At 59.7% G+C, this 17,238-nt stretch carries 15 protein-coding genes; 13 read left to right on the top strand and 2 right to left on the bottom strand.

The window, feature by feature from the left end:
• The first annotated feature begins 80 nt into the window (after positions 1-80).
• The 4 genes from tgt (at position 81) to OIL77_08190 (ending at position 2,902) form a co-directional block, all read left to right on the top strand.
• On the top strand, positions 81-1,220 hold the full coding sequence (gene tgt / locus OIL77_08175) for a tRNA guanosine(34) transglycosylase Tgt (protein HJI45376.1): 1,140 nt from the start codon (positions 81-83) through the stop codon (positions 1,218-1,220).
• A gap of 199 nt (positions 1,221-1,419) precedes the next feature.
• Positions 1,420-2,178: a TIGR00730 family Rossman fold protein gene (locus OIL77_08180; protein ID HJI45377.1), complete on the top strand. Its 759-nt coding sequence runs from the start codon at positions 1,420-1,422 to the stop codon at positions 2,176-2,178.
• Positions 2,179-2,291: 113 nt separating this feature from the next.
• Positions 2,292-2,591 carry a type II toxin-antitoxin system RelB/DinJ family antitoxin gene (locus tag OIL77_08185; protein HJI45378.1) on the top strand — a complete coding sequence of 100 codons (300 nt, stop codon included), beginning with the start codon at positions 2,292-2,294 and terminating at the stop codon, positions 2,589-2,591.
• Positions 2,592-2,593: 2 nt separating this feature from the next.
• Positions 2,594-2,902: a type II toxin-antitoxin system YafQ family toxin gene (locus OIL77_08190; protein HJI45379.1), complete on the top strand. Its 309-nt coding sequence runs from the start codon at positions 2,594-2,596 to the stop codon at positions 2,900-2,902.
• Positions 2,903-2,967: 65 nt separating this feature from the next.
• Here the strand turns inward: OIL77_08190 and OIL77_08195 are convergent, their stop codons facing one another.
• The gene (locus OIL77_08195) at positions 2,968-5,952 is read right to left on the bottom strand and encodes a DEAD/DEAH box helicase family protein (GenBank protein HJI45380.1); all 2,985 of its coding nucleotides are present in this window, start codon (positions 5,950-5,952) and stop codon (positions 2,968-2,970) included.
• 602 nt (positions 5,953-6,554) lie between these two features.
• Positions 6,555-7,415 carry a DegV family protein gene (locus OIL77_08200; protein ID HJI45381.1) on the bottom strand — a complete coding sequence of 287 codons (861 nt, stop codon included), beginning with the start codon at positions 7,413-7,415 and terminating at the stop codon, positions 6,555-6,557.
• Between the two features lie 123 nt (positions 7,416-7,538).
• Between OIL77_08200 and OIL77_08205 the strand changes: the two genes are divergently transcribed.
• The 9 genes from OIL77_08205 (at position 7,539) to OIL77_08245 (ending at position 17,042) form a co-directional block, all read left to right on the top strand.
• Positions 7,539-8,234, top strand: coding sequence for an HAD hydrolase-like protein (locus OIL77_08205; protein HJI45382.1), 696 nt, complete (start codon positions 7,539-7,541; stop codon positions 8,232-8,234).
• A 53-nt stretch (positions 8,235-8,287) separates the two neighbouring features.
• A complete protein-coding gene (locus OIL77_08210) occupies positions 8,288-9,724 on the top strand; it encodes a M20 family metallopeptidase (protein HJI45383.1) in 1,437 nt (478 codons plus the stop codon).
• Positions 9,725-10,017: 293 nt separating this feature from the next.
• Entirely contained in the window at positions 10,018-10,956 is a 939-nt protein-coding gene (locus tag OIL77_08215) for a phosphate ABC transporter substrate-binding protein (GenBank protein ID HJI45384.1), read from the top strand.
• 24 nt (positions 10,957-10,980) lie between these two features.
• Complete coding sequence (gene pstC / locus OIL77_08220) at positions 10,981-11,889, top strand: phosphate ABC transporter permease subunit PstC (GenBank protein ID HJI45385.1); 909 nt, start codon at positions 10,981-10,983, stop codon at positions 11,887-11,889.
• A complete protein-coding gene (gene pstA / locus OIL77_08225) occupies positions 11,882-12,808 on the top strand; it encodes a phosphate ABC transporter permease PstA (GenBank protein HJI45386.1) in 927 nt (308 codons plus the stop codon). Before pstC ends, pstA begins: the two co-directional genes overlap by 8 nt.
• Entirely contained in the window at positions 12,805-13,677 is an 873-nt protein-coding gene (gene pstB, locus OIL77_08230) for a phosphate ABC transporter ATP-binding protein PstB (GenBank protein HJI45387.1), read from the top strand. Before pstA ends, pstB begins: the two co-directional genes overlap by 4 nt.
• Positions 13,678-13,840: 163 nt before the next feature.
• The gene (locus tag OIL77_08235; GenBank protein ID HJI45388.1) at positions 13,841-15,700 is read left to right on the top strand and encodes an ATP-binding cassette domain-containing protein; all 1,860 of its coding nucleotides are present in this window, start codon (positions 13,841-13,843) and stop codon (positions 15,698-15,700) included.
• Positions 15,701-15,706: 6 nt separating this feature from the next.
• On the top strand, positions 15,707-16,477 hold the full coding sequence (locus OIL77_08240) for a Cof-type HAD-IIB family hydrolase (protein ID HJI45389.1): 771 nt from the start codon (positions 15,707-15,709) through the stop codon (positions 16,475-16,477).
• A 187-nt stretch (positions 16,478-16,664) separates the two neighbouring features.
• Positions 16,665-17,042: a metal-dependent transcriptional regulator gene (locus tag OIL77_08245; GenBank protein ID HJI45390.1), complete on the top strand. Its 378-nt coding sequence runs from the start codon at positions 16,665-16,667 to the stop codon at positions 17,040-17,042.
• Positions 17,043-17,238: the final 196 nt, after the last annotated feature.

The raw sequence follows: 17,238 nt of genomic DNA on the forward strand, positions 1-17,238 counted from the left end.
AGTTTCTGTCGAGTCGGTGCTTCTTGCGGGTTGCCCGTATAATGGTTTGCGTATGAACCGCAACCAAGGAGTTCCAGTTTATGGACCAGAGCCTTTTTAAATTCGACCTGATCGCCGAGGACCCGACGACGCATGCGCGTGCCGGCGTGCTGCACACCCCGCACGGCGACATCGAGACACCGATCTTCATGCCCGTGGGCACCAAGGCAAACGTCAAGGGCATTCCTACCGAGACCGTCAAACAGCTCGGCGCCCAGATCGTGCTTGCCAATACCTATCACCTGTCCATGCGTCCCGGCGAGGACACCATCGCCGAGCTGGGCGGCCTGCACAAGTTTATGAACTGGCACGGCCCTATCCTCACCGACTCGGGCGGTTTCCAGGTCTTCAGTCACAACGATGCCGTCAAGCTCACTGACGAGGGCGTGCGCTTTATCGTCAACGATTACGACGGCCGCCACGTGTTCTGGACACCCGAGGACAACATGGAGATCGCCATGAAGCTCGGCTCCGACATCTGCATGCAGCTGGACCAGTGCCCGGGCTATCCCGCCACGCGCGCCTACGTTGAGCGCGCCGTTGAGCTGTCGAGCATGTGGGCCGAGCGCTGCTATAAGGCGCATACCCGCGACGACCAGGCACTCTTTGGCATCGTTCAGGGCGGCATGCACCTGGACCTGCGCTTGCGCTCGCTGCGCCATCTGGAGGAGTGCGGCGACTTCCCCGGTTACGGCATCGGCGGCTACTCGGTGGGCGAGGACCACGAGACCATGTTCGAGACCCTGGCACCGCTCGTAAGCGAGTACATGCCCAAGCACAAGCCGCGCTACCTGATGGGCGTCGGCAACCCCACCACCCTCGTGCGCGGTGTGGGTGTGGGCATCGACATGTTCGACTGCGTGCTGCCGACGCGCACCGGCCGCATGGGCACGGCATTCTCCAGCGAGGGTCGCCTCAACTTCCGCAACGCGCGCTTTGCGCACGACGACGGTCCCATCGATCCCACCTGCACCTGTCCGGTGTGCACGGGTGGCTACAGCCGCGCGCTCATCCGCCACATGGTCACGCAGAAGGAGATGCTCGGCGGCATTCTGCTGTCAATGCACAACATCTACTACCTGCTCAACCTTATGCAGCGTGCCCGCCAGGCCATTATCGAGGGCCGTTACGGCGCGTTTGTGAGCGATTGGATGAACAGCCCTGCGGCGGTGGATTACTAAGAGCTGCAGGCGAGCTTGCGGGGCGTATGCGGCCGGCGCTGAGCGTCGTATTCGCTAACGCCGCCTGCACGACCGCTGACCGATAGCTTGCAAGCACTTGATGCATCGTGGGTACCATACCGAATAGTTGATGTTCGGGCGGGTGTTTGGCGCATGGCGTCGACCCCGCCCGTTTTTCTTTTTCTCGATAGGAGTACCCATGATTAAGAACGAGAATGTCGAGGGCGAGCTTGCCTACGACGAGACGTACCGCCGTGGTCCCGTGGTCATGCGCGGCCCCATGATTCCTAAGGACAACACCTACGCCAACCTGCTGGCGCCCGAGGAGTCGACCGACTGGCTGCATGCCGATCCTTGGCGCGTACTGCGCATCCAGGCCGAGTTTGTCGATGGCTTTGGCGCACTTGCCGAGTTAGGGCCTGCGGTGACCATCTTCGGTAGTGCCCGTACGCCCAAGACCGATCCGCTCTACAAGGCGGCGCGTGCCGTCGGGCGCAAGATCGCGCAACGTGGCGTGGCGGTCATCACCGGTGGCGGCCCCGGCATCATGGAAGCGGCCAACAAGGGAGCGGCGAGCGTCAACGGCAAGTCAGTCGGCCTGGGTATCGAGCTTCCGCACGAGCATGGGCTCAACAAATACGTGAACCTCGGTATGGACTTCCGCTACTTCTTTGTGCGCAAGACCATGTTCGTCAAATACAGCTCGGGCGCCATCGTGTTTCCCGGTGGTTTTGGCACGCTCGACGAGATGTTCGAGGTGCTCACGCTGGTGCAGACGCACAAGGTCAAGCGCATGCCGCTCGTGCTGGTGGGCAGCGAGTACTGGCAGGGCCTATTCGATTGGCTTAACGGTCCGGTGATGGGCGCCGGCATGATCAGCCCGCTCGATCCGGATCTGGTACACATTACCGACGACCTCAACGAGGCCGTCGACATCGCCCTGAGCGGGCTGATGTAGATCAATCGTGCCCACGCGACATGAATATGCATGGCAATCTGATGTTATTTAACATCAGATTGCCATTTATATTGGGTATACTGGTGTAAAAGACGAGAGCGAGGAGGTCGCAAATGTCTACAGCAACAGTTAAGCCTACGACGGTTCGAATCGAAGAGGGGCTCAAGGAGCAGGCGACTGAGTTCTTGGATTCGGTCGGCCTCAGCCTCAATTCCTATCTCAATCTTGCCGTTCGGCAGCTGGTAAATCAGCGAAAGATTCCTTTTGAGATTGTAGGAAGGGCGGAGGTGCCCAACGAGGCGACGAGACGCGCCATGGTGATCGCCGAGGCTCATGAGTTGGGGATTTTGCCGGACGACAGCCCGTCATTCAATAACGCTGGTGAGCTTATATCGTTCCTCGATGAGGACTAGCGATGTTTGAGATTAAAGTCGAGGCTCAGTTTAAGGTGGATTACAAACGGACGATGCGCATCCATCCGCAGCTAAAGAGCGAGTTTAAAGCGGCGGTTGCAGAGCTTGTGGCCCATGGGTCGCTTCCAGCGGAGTACGGCGCCCACGAGCTCTCAAACCCGGGCGGAAACTACAACGGCCACATTGATTTCCACCTATCCGATGGCTTGGTCGATGTGGTCGTTCTTTATCTTCCCCATAAGACTAATCCTGTGATCCGACTGGTCAGAATGGGCTCGCATGAGGAACTGTTCCAGGGCCCACTGAGCTAGCCACTCGCTTTTAACTTGCGGTGGAATAGGGATTGATTGGCGGCTGATACGCCAAAAAACAGTCCCTATTCCACCGCAAATGGTGGGGATGTCCTGCCTGTTGACGTGGCATCTGGCTTTCCCTTGTGGTTGATTTCGTCTAAGAGCTCCGCTGCGATCTCGCTGTTTTTGAACCTGATGCTGCAGTCTTCTTTCTTGGGGAAAGCTAGTAGCGGGATCGTTCCGTACCAGATAGTTTCTTCGTCAATTATCGCTGCACACAAACGTCCTTCTGCTCTAATGGCATGCTCGACGTTCATTTCTGCCAAAGTCTCGCTTGCATCTTCGCGCGGAGTCGAGGCAATGAAAAACTCAAGAGCAATCCCTCGGGCAGTGGCAGCTTTGATTGCGTCGCCGAGCTTTGCGAGGCAGGCGGCGGATGCGTAGGGCGCGGCAATGAAGATACTCTTGGCGGCGCCAACGATGTCTTCAACCAGAGTCTCTACGGCATTAGCCGGTTCTATGAGAATGTTTTGATCGGACTGCTCGCTGCCTCCGGTCACGTAGACTTCGTACCCGAGCTTGGCGTAGGTCTTGAGTCTCTTCTGGTACATGCGGGCGAGCATGGGTATAGATAAATCAACGTAGTCGAATATCTCAACCCGTCGCTTGCCCTCGTGGCTTCTATGGAGCCTGCCCGCCTGCTGTGTGATGCTGCCGTCCCACGATATCGGCGTGGCAATGAGTAGAGTGTCAAGGTAGGACAGATCGAAGCCCTCGCCCAAAAGGCTTTCGGTGGCGACGATGATTCGATGTTCATGCTCGAAGCGGGGAAGACTGCTCAGTATCGTTTTTCTTTCTTTGGCGTCGATTTCCCCGGTCAGGAGAACGGGTTCGTGTCCTTGGTTTTTGAGCATCCCGAACAGCTCCTCGGCATGCTTTTTCCTTTTAGTCAGCACGAGCGGATGCCGGCCGTTTGACGCAGCTTCAATAGCGTCGTTGACAATCAATTCGTTTCTAGCTGCATGCGTGCACAGCAGGTCGAGAATCTGATTGAAGTTTGCACCTGGCTCGTAGGCGGGTAGTCGAATTCCAGTAAAACGAGGCCGTACGATGCGCTGGATGCCCTGCTGAATCGCTTGCGCTTTTGGATCGATAACATAACGGAGCGGGCCGCAGAGCATGGAGAGCGCCCGCGTAAGGCCGTCGGATCGTTCTGGCGTCGCAGAAAGGCCGTATACGTATTTGGCCGGGGCGGACTTGAGAATAAGCTCGAGCTGTGGTGCGGCGGCATGGTGGCATTCGTCGCAGATAATGAGGCCGTAATTACGAACAAGGCCCTTAACTATCGGCTCTCCGGTTTGGCGGTCTTTGCCAGATAACGACTGGAACGAAGCGATGTCGACGAGGCCGCTTACGGCCATTTTGCCTCCTCCTATTTGTCCGATGACCGGAGGCTGCCTTTTGCTGATTCGTCCTTTTGGGGTTCGGACGGGCTCCCTGTTGTCCGTAATGTCGATAAATCGCTCGAGCTGGGATTTCCATTGGGTTATGAGTGCGGTTTTGGGAACGATGACGAGCGTTGGAAGACCAATGGATGCAATAAGATAAGCTCCGACGACTGTTTTACCGAAGCCTGTCGGTGCGGACATGATTCCGTCTTCGTATATGAGCATCTGATCAGCGGCGATTTGCTGCTCAGGGCGAAGGACTCCTTTAAATGCCATAACAATCGGATTACCCGATTTGCGCTCGTCTGAATAGTGGGCGGTAACGCCGGTCTCTTGAACTAGCTGCTCAAGTTGAGTTTTGCAGCCCCGGGGAATTGCAACATGACCATCTCTCAGTTCGCTAAGGTCTATGAGTCGCGGTTTGCCGAATACTGATTGATGCATGGACTGCGCGCGATAGAATGCCGGATTGGCAAATGTCGCAAGTCCGCGGATTTCCATTTGAGCTGCTGGACTCAGAGACTTCTCGGGAATGTACAGCATATCGGCTTGAATAACGGGCAGCGATGAGGGAAAGTCCCGCGATGTGAGTGGTAGTCGCTTTCGTGGTCTTTGGGCATACCGTTTGCCCTTGTTTGCCACCGTAGTTGTTGCTGGTCCGTGTGGGTTGTTTCCAGGGGCCTCAATCAGATCTTGCACCGTCGAGCGCGGAATCAGCTGGACTTGTGATAGATAGAGCCATTGGTCGGGAAAGGGCTTGAATTGTTCGTCTACAAATACACTATTTCCTTCACGTTGCGCCTTGCCTTGAAAGGGGAGTGCGATGAGGTTTCCGAAGCCTCCATCGGGAATAGTGGCCTGAGCGGGTAGCATTCGATCAAAGGCCTCGAACGTGATTGTCTTATTATGCGCCGCAGCTTCGGTTATGAGGCAACTTCCAAACTCTCGGGCAGCCTTTGCGCTGATTGGCTCGAGGAAGAAAAACCAGATGTGGGCGCCGTTGCCGGACCTTGAGCGCTCAACGGCGGCGTTAATGCCCCGTCGCATTGCAACAAGCCGTACGGCATTTGTTGCCTCTTTCCAGTCCGCTTTGTCAAAATCGATGACGAGAACTTTCGTGTTGCAGTTCCTATCGAGAACATATTGCCCGAGGACATCGCGGAACCGGTCATCGTTGCCTTTAAAGTGAGCAATGATTGCGGCATCGCTTAATTCCGGGAAGACGCGATTGCTGCATTCTACACATTTAACTCTTTGATGGGCTGCTTTGGGGCAAATTCCTGGCTCCCACTCATTAGCACAAGCAGGCGTATAGCCAATGCCCCCGTCCTTTCTGCGATATCCATGAGCGTAAACATCTTTGCGCCCGGTAAAGAGACTGCGAAAGAGCTCGAGTTTATCGCGTGCTGGGCTCGCGCTGGTGACGATGCCCTCGATTTGCGCTCGTTCATCGAACAAAGCGCCAGCTTCTTCCCACTCTTCTAGCGTTGCGTAGCGTACGTCTGAACCGTTGTTGCAAATGACGATTTGTCGGTGTTGGTCCGATATATGTGTGATCGTCTGATCGTATTTAAATTGTGCGGTCCCAAAGAGGGCGTATTGATGCATGGCGTTGCCCATTTGAATGCCGTCCTTGTATTGGAGTTGTTGAGACGAGGGTACGGCATTACGGCTTTTTGGGATATGTAATTTCGATTCAAGTTTGCTAATGGCAAGGGATTATTCTGCGAGCGGCTTTCGTTCGATACCAAGGCGCGCGACGGCCCTTGATAATCAGGGTTTGCGGTCATATGGGTAGCCGGAGGCGTAAAGAGCGGACATTCAGACCCGGTGGGCAAAAATGGCAAATATGAGTACTGTTGCTCGGTTAGTCTCATATCATTTGAGAAGTATCTAAGACCAATTGACTGAGTTTTAGTATATTCACCCCCCCCTAAACACGACAATTCGGGGCTTTATGGAGCTTGAAATCGGTGGGAGCGGGCAATTCAGCGAAATTTTGCTGTTACTAAATTTATGACAGTACTCATATTTGCCATTTTTTGCCCACCTGGTACCGCTAGGGGCTAGTCGAAGCTCCCCCAAACAGCTGGGAATGCGCCGATCGTCTGCATATCTTGTATATGGATGGCTCAGCAAAAGAAGTTGCGGTGAAATAGGGATTGATTTGTGGCCATACGCCAAATACAGTCCCTATTCCACCGCAACTGATGTGGGCGTCCCTAGTGAGTTGGCTGGTAGCGGGGGCAGTAGCTGATGGCGATGGCGTCGACGCCTACGTGGGTGGCGATGGTGCAGCCGATGGGGCCGGTGCCGGCGTCTACGTAATCCTGACCCGCGAGTGCCTCGTTGACAAGCTCCTGCTCCTCGGCGGCGCCGGTCGTGAGCACGCGCACGCTTGAGCCCGGGTGCTCGTCCAAAAACGCGAGGCAATCTGCCATGGTGTTGGCGACGATGCGCTTGGCGCCGCGGCCCTTTTTGATTGCCTTGATCTCGCCCGATTTCCACTCCGGCGAAACGGCCAGGCGAATGTTGAGCATTTGCGTGAGCTGGCCGGCGAGCTTGGGCGCGCGGCCGTTCTTAACGAGATTCTCGAGCGTGCGGGGAATCAGCAGCAGGTGGGCGTCGGGCAGCGTCGCGCGGATCTGCACCTCGGTCTCGTCCAGGCTGCGGCCATCTTCGCGCATGGCCCGCGCGTACTCCACCAGCAGGCCCTCGGCGCCCGAGCCAGTGCGCGAATCGATGCAGCGCACGTCGAGCTCGTGGGTCTCGGCGACCAGGCATGCGTTGGAATAGCAGGCGGACCATTCGCTGCACAGCGAGATAAAGATCGCGCTGTCGTGGCCGTCAGCACGCACGCGGTCAAAGAGTGCCTTGAACTCGCCGGCACTCGGCTGCGAGGTGTGCGGCAGCTGCTCGGAGCCGGCCATGCGCGCGACGTACTCCTGGGCGGTAATCTGTACCTGGTCGAGCAGGTCCTCGCCCTCGATAATCACATGCAGCGGAATCACGTAAATGCCGAGTTCTTGAGCGCGGGCGGGGGAGATGTCCGACGTGGAGTCGGTTATGATGGCAAAAGACATAATTGCACCTTTCGTTGGGGCGCTTGCGCGCCGCCTTCTTAGAGCAAAGTGCGACAAGTATAGTTGAGTTGCTCTACATTGCTAGGTTCAATTGTTGAATAGTCAACAGTTTGAAGTGACGGTGTGGAAATCATCAACTGGGGAAGAGGGATGCCGATGGCGGCATTACAGCTATGCGAGCGGCCGATTGTGTTGTTCGATTTTGACGGCACGGTGGCCGATACGGGTCGGGCGGTGATGACCTCGACGCGCAAGGTGTTGGCCGCGCGCGGGTTTTCGGAGGCGCAGATGGGTGACCTGCGCCGCATGATCGGGCCGCCCCTGTGGAAGAGCTTTCACGACTTTTATGGCTTTTCCCGCGAGGAGTCGCTTGTGGTGGCCGACGAGTACCGTGCCTTTTTTGATGAGCTGGGACCGGAAGAGTATCCCGTGTTCGATGGAATCCCCGAGCTGCTCGATGGCCTTGTCGCGCAGGGGCATCGCTTGGCCGTGGCGACGTCACGCATGGAGGCAAAGTGCATTGACATGGTGGGCGAGCTGGGGCTTTCACAGTTTGAGGCGGTGGTTGGCATGAATCCACCGCAGGGGCGCGAGACCAAGGCCGATTCGGTCCGCGATGCCCTGGCGGCGCTCGGCGCGACGGCCGACGATGCCGTGATGATCGGCGATCGCTTTAACGATGTGGATGGCGCGCACGCAATGGGCGTACCGTGCATTGGTATCTATTCGGGCGCGGCGGCGCCGGGCGAGCACGAGGCGGCGGGTGCCGATGCAGTGGTGCACTCGGTGGCCGAGCTTGCTAAACTTTTCGCTATATAAGTACTTGATGTGAGGGGCGGCACACTTGCCCCTCATTGGTAAGGAGGTCGTCCATGAATCAGGTGGAGCAGAGCGTTACCGAGTATGTCGACGAGGTCTGGGAGGATGTCGTCGCCGATATCGAGCAGCTGGTGAGTTATCCGTCCGTGGCAGTTTCTGCCAATGCGGAGCCTAGCGCGCCGTTTGGCCGCCCGGTTCGTGATGCGCTCGATTGCGCGCTCGGCATTGCGCAAAAGCTCGGCTACCAGACGAGCGACGACGAGGGCTATGTGGGAATCGCCGATATCCCGGGTCGCGGCGACAAGCAGCTCGCGACCATCTGCCACGTGGACGTGGTGCCCGCCGGCCCCGGCTGGAACACCGACCCGTTTGCGATGGAGCGTCGCGAGGGCTGGCTGCTCGGCCGCGGCGTGATCGACGACAAGGGTCCGGCGGTGTTGTCGCTCTACGCCGGCGCCTACCTGCTCAAGCACGGCATTGTGCCGCGCTATACCTTCCGCGCGTTGCTGGGCTGCGATGAGGAAGTGGGCATGTCCGACGTTCACCATTATCTGGAGGACCACGCAGACCCCGACTTTTTGTTTACGCCCGATGCCGAGTTCCCGGTCTGCAATGCTGAGAAGGGCCAGTTTGGGGCGACGTTTGTGAGCCCCAAGATCGACGGCGGGCGCATTGTGTCCTGGAGCGGTGCCGAGGCGAGCAACGCCATTCCGTCGCAGTCCATCTGCGAGCTCGCGATTGCCGCCGATGAGCTGCCGGCGCCCGTTGAGAACGCCGACCGCCTGGAGATCACGGCGCTCGATAACGGGCACGCGCAGATTTTTGCCCATGGCATTGGCGGTCATGCCTCGATGCCCGAGGGAACGATTAACGCCGTCGGCCTGATCGTGGCGTATCTGCGCGAGGCCGAGGACGCGTTTGGTGCACGCGACGAGCGCCTGCTGACGCCTGCCGAGCACGAGTTCGTCAAGTTCCTGGCCTTTGTGCATGCGGATGCCTATGGCCGCGGCCTGGGTATCGATGCGACGAGTCCGGCGTTTGGCCCGCTTACCTGCAACGCTGGCGTCATCCGCGTGGCGGATGGCCATATTGAGCAGGTCATCGACGTCCGCTTCCCCGATAGCACCAGTGCCGATACCATCCGCGAGCAGCTCGACCCGCTCGTGGGCCGTTTTGGCGTGACGTGCCAGCTGGGTCGGGCTAAGGTGCCGTTCTCGGTGTCTGCCGACGATCCGGCCGTGAAGGCGCTTATTGATACCTATAACGAGTTTACGGGCAAGCATGCTGAGCCCTTTGCCATGGGCGGTGGCACCTATGCGCGCAACTTTGCCCGCGCCGTCTCGTTTGGCCCCGAAGAGACCGGCCTGGAGCTGCCCGCGTGGGGCGGCCAGATGCACGGCCCCAACGAGTGTGCCAGCGAAGAACAGCTCAAGCAGGCGCTCAAGATTTATATCGTGGCGATCCTTCGTTTGAATGAATTAGAGCTTTAAGGTTTCGCGGTTTCCCAATCTAAGTTGCGGTGGAATAGTTCCTAGAATGGGCCATTTGATGGCCAAACAGGAACTATTTCACCGCAACTTTGTTTTTATTGGTGTAAAAGGTGCGCCATGTTCGGCGCTGGATTGTTATCCGTTTGTAAAGGCTGGGCAGAGCTTGCGGTAAGGGTCTATCAAATGACCGTAAGAAACCGCAGTTGGCGCGGGCACTGCCCGATCGAGGCCGTATCTTTCCAAACAGCAAAGCGGGCAGGGTGCCCGCGAATCGCATGTATGAAAGGAAGATCATGCTCGATCAGGCTTATTCTCGTCGTCAGTTCCTCGGCCTCGCTGGTGGTCTTGCCAGCATCGTCGGTCTCGGTCTCGTTGGGTGCGGCGGCTCCGGCGCATCCGATGCCGCCGACAAGGGTAGCGCCGCTGCTGCCGAGTCCGTCTCCGGCGAGGTGACCTACGACGGTGCCTCTTCGTTCCAGGCTCTCGTCGAGGCCGCTGCCGAGAAGTTCATGGACGCCAACCCCGACGTCTCCGTCTCCGGCTCGGGTAACGGTTCGGGCAAGGGCCTGACCGCTGTTGCCGCCGGCACCGTCACCATCGGCAACTCCGACGTCTTCGCCGAGACCAAGCTTGAGGCCGATCAAGTCAAGAACCTCGTCGACCACGAGGTCGCCGTCGTGGGCATGGGCCCCGTCGTCTCCAAGAACGTCAAGGTCGACGACCTGTCCCTCGAGCAGCTCAAGGGTATCTTCTCCGGTCAGATTACCAACTGGAAGGAGGTCGGCGGCGACGACGCCACCATCGTCGTCCTCAACCGCAAGGCCGGCTCCGGTACCCGCGCCACCTTCGAGGCCGCCGTCTTTGGCGACGAGACCGTCGACTTTAAGGGCGACGCCGAGCTCGACAAGTCCGGCGACGTCCAGACTCAGATGGGCAGCACCGACAACGCCATCTCCTACCTCGATTTCTCGCACTTTGATGACTCCAAGTTCAACGCCATCAAGGTCGAGGGCGTCGAGCCCAAGAGCAAGAATGTCACCGACGACTCCTTCAAGATCTGGGCTACCGAGCACATGTACTGCGCTAAGGATGCCGACGAGGCCACCAAGGCCTTCCTGGAGTTCATGCTTTCCGATGACGTCCAGGGCAAGCTCGTCGAGGAGCAGGGCTTTATCCCCGTCTCTGCCATGAAGGTCGTCAAGGACGCCAGCGGCAAGGTCTCCGCTAAATAAGTAATCGCCCCGGAAAGGTTTGCAATGGCAAAACAGCTGCCAAAGCGCGACCTTGAGAACGTGGGCCTGGGCGTCACGGGCGCGTGCGTTGCGCTCGTGACGCTTGTCGTTGCCGCGCTCATCTTTATGGTCGCCCAAAAGGGCCTCTCGGCTTTTCTCAAGGACGGCGTTTCGGTCGTCGAGTTCTTCACCGGCACCAAGTGGGACCTGGCCAACACAGCCGAAAGCGGCCTGCCCTACACCGGCGCCCTGCCCCTGATTGTCACCTCGTTTGCGGTCATGGTGCTCTCCACGCTCATCGCGCTGCCCATCGCCATCGGCTCTGCCATCTTTGCGGTCGAGATTCAGCCTAAGTTTGGTTCCAAGGTCTTTCAGCCGCTTATTGAGCTTTTGACCGGCATTCCCTCGGTCGTCTTTGGCCTGATCGGCTTTCACGTTGTCGTCGGCCTTATGAAGAGCGTTTTCCGTGTGAGCACGGGCCTGGGCATCTTGCCCGGCTCCATCGTTCTGGCCGTCATGATCCTGCCGACGATGACCACGCTTTCGGTCGATGGCCTGCGCGCCGTGCCCGACAGCTACCGTCAGGGCTCGCTTGCGCTGGGCTACACCCGCTGGCAGACCATCTGGCACGTGGTGCTCAAGTCCGCCATGCCGTCGCTCATGACCGCAGTCATCCTTGGCATGACCCGCGCCTTTGGCGAGACGCTCGCCGTGCGCATGGTTATCGGCGGCATCGAGGCCATGCCGACGTCGCTGCTGTCGCCGGCCTCGACCATCACCACCACACTCACCACGTCCATGGCGGTCTATGCCGAGGGCTCGGCCCAGGACGATGTTCTGTGGGCGCTCGGTCTGCTGCTGATGGGCATGAGCCTCATCTTCATCCTGATCATCCACCTCATTGGCCGCAAGGGGGCGAAGGCTCGTGGCTAGCACGCACATCCATATCGACGAGGCGAGACTCGAGCGCGTCCAAAAACAGGACCGCATCGCTACGGGCGTGTTGACGGCAATCGTCGCTATCGTCATGCTCATCGTCATCTCCATGGTGGCCTATATCCTGTTCGAGGGGGTCTCGACGCTGTTCCAGCCGGGCTTTCTCACGCAACCCGCGCGCGCCAACGGGATCCAGGGCGGCGTACTCTACCAGCTATTCGACTCGTTCTATCTGCTACTGATCACCCTAGTCATCTCGGTGCCCATCAGCTTGGGTGGCGCGGTCTTCCTGGTCGAGTACGCGCCGGACGGACCCATCCGCGATATCGCCTCCACCGCCATCGAGACGCTGTCCTCGCTGCCTTCCATCGTCGTCGGCATGTTCGGCTTTCTGGTGTTCTCGGTGCAGCTGGGCTGGAAGTACTCCATCATCTCCGGTGCCGTCGCGCTCACCATGTTTAACATTCCCATCCTGGTGCGCGTGATTCAGCAGGCGCTCGAGGACGTGCCACAGGCCCAGCGCGATGCGTGCCTGGCCATGGGCCTTACCCGCTGGGAGGCCACACTGCATATCCTGGTCCCCGAGGCCATGCCTGCCATCGTGACCGGCATCGTGCTTTCGGCCGGCCGTGTGTTTGGCGAGGCCGCGGCGCTGCTCTTTACCTCGGGCATGAGCTCGCCGGTGCGTCTGAACTTTTTGAGCTTTAACCTGTCGAGCCCCACCTGCGCCTGGAACGTGTTCCGCCCCGGCGAGTCGCTTGCCGTGCACATCTACAAGATTTACGGCGAGGGCAGCCCCGAGGCACAGCAAATCGTCTGGGGCACCGCGGCACTGCTGATGATTTGCGTGCTGTTGTTTAACGTAGTCGCCCGTATCGTGGGCAAGCAACTGGCAAGGAAGATGACGGCCGAATGAGCGAGATGAATGCAACGCCCGCAACCGAAGTGGCATCGTCCGAGACCCAGGACTTTCTGTCGAGCGTGGGGGAGAGCGAAAAGCGCGTGCGCGTGAGCGGCAAGGCCGTGAGCGACGAGGTCGTGCTCTCCACCAAGGACGTCAACGTGTACTATGGCGACCACCATGCGCTGCACGATACGTCGCTCGACTTTCACAAGGGTGAGATCACGGCACTCATCGGGCCTTCGGGCTGCGGTAAGTCGACCTTCTTGCGCAGCCTCAACCTGATGAATCGAGAGATTCGCGGCTGCCGCGTGGAGGGTGAGATCAACTACCGCGGGCGCAACGTGAACACCAAGGCCGAGAACACCTATGAGCTGCGTCGCTCCATTGGCATGGTGTTCCAGCAGCCCAACCCGTTCCGCAAGTCCATTCGCGACAACATCACGTTTGCGCCTAAGCGCCACGGCATCACCGACTGTGACGAGCTCGACCGCATGGTCGAGGAGAGCCTGCGCGGCGCGGCGCTGTGGGACGAGGTCAAGGACAAGCTCGACAAGAGTGCCTATGCGCTTTCGGGCGGTCAGCAGCAGCGCCTGTGCATTGCACGCACGCTGGCGCTCAACCCCGACGTGATTCTGTTCGACGAGCCCTGCTCGGCGCTTGACCCCATCTCGACGCTGGCGATCGAGGACCTTATGTCGTCGCTTGTGGCAGAGCGCGCCATCGTCATCGTGACGCACAACATGGAGCAGGCGTCGCGTGTGTCCAACCGCACGGCGTTCTTCTACATGGGTGATATGGTCGAGTACGACGAGACCGACGAGATTTTCCAGCGGCCCAAGGATAAGCGGCTGAACGATTACCTCACCGGCATGTTCTCCTAGTCCGGGACATGCTTGAGGCCCGCGGCGGCCACGGTCGCCACGGGACTGATTGGAGAGGCGGGTCATCTCTTATGGGAGATGGCCCGCCTTTTTGTGTCGTGTGCGGCCTGCCTTTTCGCTGCTATCATGGACAACGTTGAATTTCTACGAAGGAGCAGGGCATATGGCGATTCTTTTGGGATGCGATTCCGTCAGCCTAGAGTTTCCCACCAAGCATATTTTCGATAGCGTGACGCTCGGCGTGGGCGAGGGCGACCGCATTGGTATTGTCGGTAAAAACGGCGACGGCAAGTCGACGCTGCTGAGCGTGCTCGCCGGCACGCTGGAGCCCGACGACGGCCGCGTGACACATCGCCGCGGCACCACGATCGGTCTGCTCGGCCAAAAGGACAACCTGGCCGATACCGACACCGTGCATCATGCCGTCGTGGGCGACACGCCCGAGTACGAGTGGGCCTCGAGCCCTCGCACGCGCCAGATCCTTGCGGGCCTCATTAGCGATGTGCCCTGGGAGGGCACGGTGGGCGAGCTTTCGGGCGGCCAGCGCCGCCGCGTGGACCTCGCGCGCCTGCTGATCGGCGACTACGACGTGCTCATGCTCGACGAGCCCACCAACCACCTGGACATGCGCACCATCAACTGGCTCGCGCGCCATCTTAAGGCCCGCTGGCAGCGCGGCCAGGGCGCCATGCTCGTGGTCACGCACGACCGCTGGTTCTTGGACGAGGTCTGCACCAGCATGTGGGAGGTCCACGACGGCCAGGTCGATCCCTTCGAGGGCGGCTACTCGGCATACATCCTGCAGCGCGTGGAGCGCGACCGAATGGCCGCCGTCACCGAGGAGCGCCGTCGCAACATGGCGCGCAAGGAGCTCGCATGGCTGAGCCGCGGCGCCCAGGCCCGCTCCACCAAGCCCAAGTTTCGCGTGGAGGCCGCCCGCGAGCTGATTGCAGACGTGCCGCCCGTGCGCGACGAGCTGGAGCTCAAGCGCCTCGCCGTGAGCCGCCTGGGCAAGCAGGTCATCGACGTCATTGGCGTGGACGCCGGCTATGCGGACACCGACGGCACGCCCAAGCAGGTGCTCTCCGACGTGACCTGGCTTATCGGCGCGGGCGACCGCTATGGTCTGCTGGGTGAGAACGGCGCCGGCAAGTCCACGCTGCTCGATGTGATCCAGGGCAAGATCGCACCCCTGCGCGGCCGCGTGAAGATTGGCCAGACGGTGCGCTTTGGCGTGCTGTCGCAGCAGCTCGAGGAGCTCGAGCCCTTTATGGGTGACACGATTCGCGAGGTGCTCAGCAACTACAAGAAGTACTACGTCATCGACGGCAAGGAGACCTCGCCCGAGAAGCTCTGCGAGCGCCTGGGCTTTACGACGCAGCAGCTCTGGAGCCGCATCGGTGACCTTTCGGGCGGGCAACGCCGTCGCCTGTCGCTGTTGCTGACGATCCTGGACGAGCCCAACGTGCTCATCCTGGACGAGCCCGGTAACGACCTGGATACCGATATGCTCGCGATTGTCGAGGATCTGCTGGACGGCTGGCCCGGCACGCTGATCCTGGTGACGCACGACCGTTTCCTCATGGAGCGCGTGACCGACCAACAGTGGGCACTGCTTGACGGCCACCTGACGCATATGCCCGGCGGCGTCGATCAGTACCTGCGCCTGTGCAACGCCACCGCCGAGGGCGAGCCCGTGGGCGCGCCGAGTGCCAAGACCGGCACGTTCGACACCGGTGCCGCAGCGGTTGCGGCCGAAAAGCCTAAGACGAGCGGGCAGCCCAATGGCCTTTCCAACGCCGAACGCCAGAAGCTCCGCCGCGAGGTGAGCTCGCTCGAGCGCAAGATGGAGACGCAGCGCGCTCGCGTGGAGGAGGCCGAGGCCGCCATGGCCCAGGTCGATCCCACCAACTACACGGCGCTCGGCGAGCAGCAGGCAAAGATCGACGAGGCCCACGCCGCCATGGACGAGCTGGAGATGGCGTGGCTCGAGGCGAGCGAGAAGCTCGAGGGCGAGGAGTAGGCGAGGATGATCAAGGCCGCGTTTTTCGATATCGACGGCACGCTGCTGAGCTTTAAGACGCACCGGATTCCGGCGTCGGCGCAGCAGGTGCTCGACAGCTTTCGCGAGCAGGGGATTGCGTGCGTGATCGCCACGGGTCGCCCGACCTACCAGATGCCCGATTGGCTGCTCGACTTGGGCTGGGATGCGTACATTACGCTTTCGGGCCAGCACTGCTTTGATGCTGAGGGCGTTTACCGTAGCTGCCCGATCGATCCGGACGACGTCGCGGTGATTGTGGACCAGGTGGCGCAGGGGCGCTATGATTCGCTGTGTATGCAGGGCGAGAACTCGTTTGTGAACCGCCTGTCCGAGCGCGTGGTGACGGCTGGCAGCAACGCGGGAATCGTCTACCACGAGGAGCCGTTTGAGCACGCCTTTGACGCACCGGTCTACCAGTTTTGCGCCTTTGTGGACCCGGCCTACGAACATATCGTGACCGACGCCGTGTCGCATTCGCTCACCACGCGCTGGTGCGACCTGTTCTGCGACATTATTCCCGCTAACGGCGGCAAGGACCTGGGCGTGGCGGCGACGCTCGAGCGGCTTGGTATCGACGCGAGCGAGGCGATTGCCTTTGGCGACGGCGAGAACGACCTGTCGATGTTTGCCGCCGTGGGCACGAGCGTGGCCATGGGCAACGCACAGGACACGGTGAAAGCTGCGGCGACCTATGTGACGACTGCCGTGGACGACGACGGCATCTACAACGCCGCGAAGCACTTTGGATTGATGTAACTGCGGGTCGGCACCCGGCGCCTGGGGACACTCCTTGTGGGGCGTCCCCATTTTGTTTTCGTCCCGCACGTTTTGTGAAACACGGCTAACTTTTAGACAAAGTAGTAAGACATGGGCAACTTTTGCGGTAAAGTTAGCCGTGGAAAGTATCCAAAGGCTAACTAGCAATCATCGCGAAAGGCGGCCCATGGCCCTACGTGAATCTGGAGAAGACTATCTCGAATCGATCTACGTTCTGTCGCAGCGCCAAGGCACGGTGCGCTCAATCGACGTCGCCGAATACCTGGGCGTAACCAAGGCAAGCGTCTCTAAAGCTATGGCGGCCTTGGAGAACAACGGCTACGTGGAGATGGACAAACGCGATGTGCATCTGACGGAACGCGGTCTAGAAGTTGCCCGTCAAATGTGGGAGCGCCATTGCTTTTTTGTGGGGCTGCTAGAGGACGCCGGCGTAGCGCCCGAGGTTGCCTCGCAAGAGGGCTGCCACATGGAGCATTGCCTGAGCGAGGAGAGCTTCGAGAAGCTGAGATCGATGCTGAGACGGGACAGCGACCGGGACCAGTAGACCCGCCAACTAAGTCCAACTCAGACAAGGAACCCTGCCAGCAAGTGATGCCCAAGAACCGCCAGCTGTGTCGCCGCAGGCCGGGGCCGGGCTTGGTTTTGAAAACATTCCGCAGACCAGAAGCGCCCCCGTTCGTAGCTCCGAAGGAGCAGAACGGGGGCGCTTCATTGGTCGAGGACGTTTTCAAAACCAAGCC

Source organism: Coriobacteriaceae bacterium, assembly GCA_025993015.1.
Taxonomy (GTDB): Bacteria; Actinomycetota; Coriobacteriia; order Coriobacteriales; family Coriobacteriaceae; genus Collinsella.

Excerpts from the sequence above, each read along its gene's own strand:
- tgt (HJI45376.1), top strand. The coding sequence starts at position 81 with ATGGACCAGAGCCTTTTTAAATTCGACCTGATCGCCGAGGACCCGACG.
- OIL77_08190 (HJI45379.1), top strand. The coding sequence starts at position 2,594 with ATGTTTGAGATTAAAGTCGAGGCTCAGTTTAAGGTGGATTACAAACGG.
- OIL77_08235 (HJI45388.1), top strand. The coding sequence starts at position 13,841 with ATGGCGATTCTTTTGGGATGCGATTCCGTCAGCCTAGAGTTTCCCACC.
- pstC (HJI45385.1), top strand. The coding sequence starts at position 10,981 with ATGGCAAAACAGCTGCCAAAGCGCGACCTTGAGAACGTGGGCCTGGGC.
- OIL77_08215 (HJI45384.1), top strand. The coding sequence starts at position 10,018 with ATGCTCGATCAGGCTTATTCTCGTCGTCAGTTCCTCGGCCTCGCTGGT.
- OIL77_08245 (HJI45390.1), top strand. The coding sequence starts at position 16,665 with ATGGCCCTACGTGAATCTGGAGAAGACTATCTCGAATCGATCTACGTT.
- OIL77_08200 (HJI45381.1), bottom strand. The coding sequence starts at position 7,415 with ATGTCTTTTGCCATCATAACCGACTCCACGTCGGACATCTCCCCCGCC.
- OIL77_08180 (HJI45377.1), top strand. The coding sequence starts at position 1,420 with ATGATTAAGAACGAGAATGTCGAGGGCGAGCTTGCCTACGACGAGACG.
- OIL77_08185 (HJI45378.1), top strand. The coding sequence starts at position 2,292 with ATGTCTACAGCAACAGTTAAGCCTACGACGGTTCGAATCGAAGAGGGG.
- OIL77_08210 (HJI45383.1), top strand. The coding sequence starts at position 8,288 with ATGAATCAGGTGGAGCAGAGCGTTACCGAGTATGTCGACGAGGTCTGG.
- pstB (HJI45387.1), top strand. The coding sequence starts at position 12,805 with ATGAGCGAGATGAATGCAACGCCCGCAACCGAAGTGGCATCGTCCGAG.
- OIL77_08240 (HJI45389.1), top strand. The coding sequence starts at position 15,707 with ATGATCAAGGCCGCGTTTTTCGATATCGACGGCACGCTGCTGAGCTTT.
- OIL77_08195 (HJI45380.1), bottom strand. The coding sequence starts at position 5,952 with ATGGGCAACGCCATGCATCAATACGCCCTCTTTGGGACCGCACAATTT.